The organism is uncultured Sphingomonas sp., assembly GCF_936927845.1.
Classification (GTDB): Bacteria; Pseudomonadota; Alphaproteobacteria; order Sphingomonadales; family Sphingomonadaceae; genus Sphingomonas.
In genome coordinates this window covers 1-4,969 of record NZ_CAKZHV010000018.1, presented here as the reverse complement: position 1 = coordinate 4,969, position 4,969 = coordinate 1, and the positions used below count along the sequence as shown (strand labels likewise).

Sequence of the window (4,969 nt, the reverse complement as noted above, 5' to 3'; positions counted from 1 at the left end):
CCTTTTCGACGCCGATCACTCCGCTACCGGGGTCCCTTTTCCACGCCGATCCACAATCTGTGGCGAGCGGTCGACCACGAGGGTGAGGTGCTGGAAAGCTTTGTCACCAAGACGCGCGACAAGGGTGCAGCGCTCGCGTTCATGAAGAAGGTGATGAAGCGCCACGGCTCACCTGAGGCGATCATCACCGACGGCTTGCGCAGCTACGGTGCGGCGTTGTCCGAGCTCGGCAACCGTGATCGCCAAGAGGTTGGACGCTGGGCCAACAACAGGGTCGAGAACTCACACCTGCCATTCAGGCGACGAGAGCGTGCGATGCTCCGCGCAGACTGAAGAAGACACTGCAGAAGTTCGCCTCCGTCCACGCCAACGTCTACAACCACTTCAATCTCGATTGCTACACGGTTGACCGATAGACCTACAAGGAACGCCGCTCAGCCGCCTTGAATAAGTGGCAGGTGCTCACGCGCTAGGTGCGCGCCCTCAAAGACCCAAGTGCAGCGTGTAGAGAGCGCTTCGCGTTAGACTGACAGCACCGCCACTGAGTCTGCTTGAACAGCTCCCCTGTAGACATGGCTGCTCAGGATGGCGCAGTTCTCCGTGACTTGTCGATCTTGCCGTACTGCGGAGAGCATTTCAGGCGGAGAAGGTGGGACCAGAATACCCTGTTATCTCCACGGCAAAGAGCCGCGGTACGGTTTCCCATACACAGCTTCTGATCATGTCGGTTGAGCGGCACCCGCAGGGTGACATGATACCAGTCTTTCATCCAGCGGCAGCAGAAACTGACCCATAACGTCGCAAATGAGCGTAGGTGAAGAAACAGGCGCGATTGAAGACGAAACAAATAGCCCGACCTGTTGGTGTTTCAGCCCTCGCTTTGCGCCGATTATTTGGCTCCTGTTCCAGCACCGTCGTTTGTAACATTGGCCCCATCAACAAGCGAACCCATCAATTATCTTCATGGCATCGAAGCCGTCAGTCGAAATGCGCGGATCCGGTAAGTTAGCAGCTTCAATCGTAGCTGATCGTCTAACTGTGAGAACAAGCGGCGGGTTCTGGCGGTATCATGAGTCTTCGCAGGCGCTCTTCGAAGATCGTGCAGAACTTATTGGATTATGTCACCAATACGCGAAGTACGACTAGCGTTGTGCGTCAGCCCTCAAATTCTTCACGATGCGCGCGCTTCACCACTTGCCGGTCTGCGTCGCTTGCCATTGCGGCGCACGCCCGATCTACCGCGTCGGCTGCCTTGTGCGCGATGACCTGTTTTGCTGCCGGCGCATGGCGCGCCAGCACTCCCAACATCTTTTGTAAACGAATGCCGACTTCGACAATCGCAGCGCCATCGCGCGCGATGGGCCTGCACCAGTCATCGAGGAGTTCGGCCAGCGGTGTCGGTGGAACGTGAACCTTGGCCGGTAGCGGCGCGATATCCAGCGGCCGGTGATCGAGCAGCCGCAGCATCACACGACCGCCGGCTTCGATCACCGCAATGGCGGTGCCGGGATCGTTGACCGCCGGTGACAATGCCCGCGATGCGATTTCCGACAGCACCACCAGGCCGAAGCGCGGATCGTGATCAAAGGCCCGCTGGTGCGCCAACGTGAATGCCTGTTGCACCTCGTCCACCGCCGCACCGTCGACGGCTCCGGCAATCAACGCCATGGATCGTCCCGGTTCGACCAGCCTGCCAGGAAGGGCGAGCACGTGGATATCGGCAGCCATCGCGTCGGCGATCCGGCCCAGCAGCGCGATGTCGACGTGAGTGACCCGCGCCATCGTCGGCGCCGGCACACCCGTTTTGCCGCTCTGCTCGACGGGGAGCGGTTCGCCATCCAGCGACAACGGCACGGCGATCGTCTCCACCGCTGCAAGCGTCGCGCGCTCGACCCGGTCGATCGTGTCGGACACGCGCCCGAACCGGGCAATATGCTCGATCCAGCGTAGCAGCGTCACGACAATGAACAGGATGACCAGGATCGTGCCGAAGAACAGGATGACGCGGCCGGTTTCCCCGTAGAGGCCGGTCGACAGCGCGACGATGCCGACGATCGCGAACAGGAAACTGCCGAGGAAGGTGGCAAGCGCATTCTGCGCGGTGCTGTCGTCGATCAGTAGCTGGACCGCGCGCGGCGTGATCGTGCTGGTCGCCCCCGAATAGGCCGACACCATCGCGGTCAGCGAAAAGGTCGTGACCGCCAGCATGCTCGAGGCGAGCATGGTCAGGATGCTGTCGACCGACTTCGATCCGACCGTCGCGGCGAAGTGATAGGAGATGGCGTGGCCCACCAACGCCCCGGCGAGCGCCAGCGCCCCGCCGAACCCGCACATCAGTGCGGCCCTGAACCACATCCTGCGCGTGAGCAGGCGGATCAGCCACTGCCATCGCGTCATTGCCGCTCCCCTTTAGGCTTGTTCAAGCCTTGGCGTCCGCGCGGGGTTCCGTGAAGCGGTGTCAGTGCTCGGTCTCGCCCGAACCATTCAATCGCCACCGGCGGAGCAGGCGCGGCATCGTCAACCCTTGTGCAAAGATCGAGAAGGCGACCACGCCAAAGGTGACGACAACGATCTGGCCGCGCTCGGCGATGTTCGCCGGCACCGCCAGCGCCAGCGCTAATCCGACCGCACCGCGCAGTCCGCCCCAGACCAGCACATGCTGATAGGTCGCGGGCAGCCGCAGCCCCGATCGTGCGAAGGGTAGCGCCAGTGGATAGACCGCGGCCGCGCGACCGATCAGGGTTAGGATAATCGCGATGATCAGCGGCAGTGACACCAGCGCGATCGGCTGGTGCGCTTCATGGCTGCCGATCAGCAGGAACAGGCAGGAATTGGCGAGAAAGGCGGCATAGGTCCAGAAATCCTGCACGTGCTGGCGTCCGGCAACGGAGATCGAGCCGCGTGGCCCGACGTTGCCGACGATGAGGCCGGCCGCCAGCGCCGCAAACACGCCGGACGCATGGACATGCTCGGCGAGCAGGAACGATCCCCAGGCGACCACCGTGGTCAGCGTCACCTCCACCAGATGATCCGTCGTCCGACCGGCGATGGTCAGCACGACGACTCCGATCACGGCCCCGATCACGAGCCCGCCGGCGACCGTCCACAGCAGCGCGAGCGCGGCGCCTGACGCGGTCAATGCCTCACCGTTGGCGATGCCGACGAGGAGCGCGAAAGCGACCGCGGCAACACCGTCGTTGAGCAGGCTTTCGGATTCGACCACCATGCTCAGCCGCGGCTCGGCCTTCATCTCCTTGAAGGCGGCGATCACCGATACCGGATCGGTCGCCGCGATCAGTACGCCGAAGAAGGCCGCGCCGAGCAGGCTCCAGCCGAGCAGCAGGTGCATGCCGCCGGCGACCACAGCGGCGCTGATCGCCACGCCGAGGAAGGCGAGCACTACGGTCAGCGGCATTTCCTGCCGGAAGCGCGACCAGCGAAGCTGCATCGCCGCCTCGAAGATCAGCGGCGGCAGAAAGACGTTGAAGACCAGCTCGCGCGACAGCGGCAACTCGGCACCGACCGGCAGATAGGCAAGGCCGATCCCGGCGAGCACCAGACCGGCCGTATAAGGCAGCCCGATCCGGCGCGAAACCATCGCCACGAGCGAGGCGACGACCAGCAGCGTGCCGAGTTCGGTCAGACCGATGTCGCCGTTCATCGACCGCCCCCCGCGACCGGCGTCAGAACGGAAACCCTCAATCGAACCGGTCCAGGGGGCCGCGATAGGCGAAGACCGACTGGCGCACGCCTATGTCCAGCGGATGCATTCGTATCGAGCATGTGCAGTCCTGGTCACAGGTAATCGGCGCTGGCGGCCCGACCAACGCCATAAACCTGCGCCTTCCGGCCGAAGCGCGCACCCGGATGACGATATCGCAGTCACGGCCTTGCCAAGCAATCCTTGATCAGCCTGACGTCTAGCAACCGACGACGACAATCTGGCTGAAAGCACTCTTCCCGCCCGTCGTACCGCCGAGCGAGCTGCCGCGGGCGAGATGAACAAGCGCTAGGAGTGGACGCTTTGTCACCTTGGGTAACCGCTCATTCTTGCATTGTTTTCGCCCAAGGACAATACTCCTCTTTCTCTTCAACAGGGCGTGGGCGTGTTGATCGCCGAGCGGGTGCGGCACGGCGACGCTACCGCTTCGCCGCTGGAGCTGATCCGGGCCGCGCTGATCGCCACCTGCGCCTAAGTGCCGGCCGACGACATGATGAAGATCGATCGGCTCATGAAGGCGAGCCCCCGCCCAGAATTAGCAGAGCCCCGATGAGGGCGCACAGGACGGTCATTCTCATTTTCCAACCACCGACTTGAGCAGCGACAGAACGGGCAGAAAGTGTCCCTTCGCTGGGTCCGCGAATGGCTCCGACCCGTCGGTGAGCGTCATTTCCATTCTGCGCTCCAGCTTAGTGCAGTCGAACCCCGCCATGCTGGGTTTGTCTTTCCGCTCTCGAGTGGCAAATACCTTCTCCAACTTCTGGTTGACGCGGACGGAGTACCGCGCACAGGCCGGATCGTCGTTCTCGTAGCTGACCTGATCGACGCTCCACGTCGCGGGGTAGATCGAGAGGTTGGTGGAGTTCACGTACTCGCCGTTGATGCTGTAGCTGGCTTCGTAGCAGCGGCCCTCGTCACGACGGCACTCGATCCGCACGGCTCCTGGATCAAGCGCGCTACCGCCATCGATCCGGTTCCAGCGCCCCTGGGCAACGGTCAGGTCGCCCGTGCTGACTACCGTCGCGAGGGTAGCAGTATACGCTGGCGAGCTGGCCTGGATGACCGCAATCTCGCGCGCCCCTCGAACAGGAGCAGCATCACAAAGAAGGCGACCTTCCACCAGTTCCACCGACGCCACCAAGACGACTGTTATTCTTGATCGCCCATCCTTGCCCCCAACCCCGGGAGGGAAGCTAGGTGTTCAGTCCCGGCATTTGGTGGATCGGGTCGATGATGAACCGATCTGGC

Annotated in this window: 4 protein-coding genes; 1 reads left to right on the top strand and 3 read right to left on the bottom strand. The window is 62.8% G+C overall.

The window, feature by feature from the left end; all coding sequences use genetic code 11:
• Positions 1-333, top strand: a 333-nt coding sequence (locus Q0579_RS02830; protein WP_298808872.1) for a DDE-type integrase/transposase/recombinase, incomplete at its 5' end; no start/stop codon positions are given.
• Between the two features lie 822 nt (positions 334-1,155).
• Here the strand turns inward: Q0579_RS02830 and Q0579_RS02825 are convergent.
• From Q0579_RS02825 to Q0579_RS02815, 3 genes are all read right to left on the bottom strand, one after another.
• A complete protein-coding gene (locus Q0579_RS02825) occupies positions 1,156-2,355 on the bottom strand; it encodes a DUF2254 domain-containing protein (RefSeq protein ID WP_298808874.1) in 1,200 nt (399 codons plus the stop codon).
• Positions 2,356-2,458: 103 nt separating this feature from the next.
• Positions 2,459-3,661 carry a cation:proton antiporter gene (locus tag Q0579_RS02820; RefSeq protein ID WP_298808870.1) on the bottom strand — a complete coding sequence of 401 codons (1,203 nt, stop codon included), beginning with the start codon at positions 3,659-3,661 and terminating at the stop codon, positions 2,459-2,461.
• Positions 3,662-4,295: 634 nt separating this feature from the next.
• Positions 4,296-4,850, bottom strand: coding sequence for a hypothetical protein (locus Q0579_RS02815; RefSeq protein ID WP_298808866.1), 555 nt, complete (start codon positions 4,848-4,850; stop codon positions 4,296-4,298).
• Between the last annotated feature and the right edge of the window lie 119 nt (positions 4,851-4,969).